2 protein-coding genes and 1 pseudogene are annotated in these 1,143 nt (G+C 73.8%); 1 reads left to right on the top strand and 2 read right to left on the bottom strand.

Translation table 11 applies throughout. The annotated features are described in order from the left end of the window. Together C7C56_RS21035 and C7C56_RS30795 are read right to left on the bottom strand one after the other, a co-directional pair. Positions 1-494, bottom strand: a 494-nt coding sequence (locus C7C56_RS21035) for a response regulator (protein ID WP_146204584.1), incomplete at its 3' end; no start/stop codon positions are given. Between the two features lie 175 nt (positions 495-669). Next, a pseudogene (locus C7C56_RS30795) lies at positions 670-921 on the bottom strand (hypothetical protein); the annotation flags it as partial. Between C7C56_RS30795 and C7C56_RS30060 the strand changes: the two are divergent. Further along, positions 893-1,143: hypothetical protein (locus C7C56_RS30060; RefSeq protein ID WP_229458903.1), on the top strand; the 251-nt coding region annotated here is incomplete at its 3' end. The pseudogene C7C56_RS30795 and the gene C7C56_RS30060 overlap by 29 nt on opposite strands.

Here is a 1,143-nt window from a genome sequence, read left to right as displayed (position 1 = left end):
GCGGCTGCGGCTGCGGCCTCGCGCTGCGGCGTCGGAGCGGCCTTCGTGGCAGCCGCTCCCGCCGCTCCCGCCGCTCCCGCCGCTTCCGCCGCTTCCGCCGATTCCGCCCCTGCCGCGGCGGCGGCCACGCCCGGCGGACAGGCCCGCAGCAGCGCGACCAGCTCCTCGGCAACGATCGGCTTGGTCAGGTAGTCGTCCATGCCCGCAGCCAGGCATTGCTCGCGGTCGTTTTTCATCGCGTGCGCGGTGACGGCGATGATGTGCACATGCCCGCCGCTGCCCGCCTCGCGCCGGCGGATCTCGGCGCTCGCCTGGTAGCCGTCCAACTCGGGCATCTGGCCATCCATCAGGATCAGGTCGAAGCGCTCGCGCTCGAACAGCGCGAGCGCCTCGACCCCATTGGCGGCGAACCGGTAGCTGTGGCCGCACGCGTCCAGGATCGCGCCCACCAGCGCCTGGTTGACCGGGTGGTCCTCGGCCACCAGCACATGCATCGCGCCCGGCCCGGCGCTGCCGCGTGCCGACGCGCCCTGCCGCAGCGCGGCGGCGGCGTCCGGCGCGGCCGGCAGCGCGGCGGCGTGCGGCGCTGCCCGGATCGAGCAGCGCGGCGAGCGCCTCGAACAGTTCCGATTGCTTGATCGGTTTGCTCACGCAGTGCGTCAGCCCGAGCTCGGCGCAGCGCGTCATTTCGCCGGCCATGTCGCTCGACGACATCATCATGAGCGTGCCGTGGCAGAGCGCCGGATCGGTCCTGATCGCGTCGGCCAGGGCGTAGCTGTCGAAGCCCGGCATCCGGGTGTCGATCAGGGCCAGCCGGAACGGCGCGCCGTCCCGCGCGCCCTGCCGCAGCAGCGCGAGCGCGTGCGCGCCATCGTGGAGCAGTTCCGGGCGCATGCCCAGGCCCTCGAGCAGCTCCCCCACGATCTGGCAGTGCGTCCGGTTGTCGTCGAGCACCAGCACCCGCGCCGCCTCGAACAAGGCCGCCGGCGGGCGTTGCGGCGCCGTTTGCGCCGGCACCCCGAAGCGCGCCGTGAAATGGCAGACGGTGCTCTCGCCGAGCGCGCTGTCGACCCAGCTGCGGCCCCCCATCAGCGCCACCAGCTGCGCCACGATGGTCAGGCCGAGCCCGGTGCCGCCGAACTG

The organism is Massilia glaciei (assembly GCF_003011895.2).
Lineage (GTDB): Bacteria > Pseudomonadota > Gammaproteobacteria > Burkholderiales > Burkholderiaceae_D > Telluria_A > Telluria_A glaciei.
Note: the sequence above shows the minus strand (reverse complement) of the source record. Positions and strands in the feature narration are given on the sequence as shown.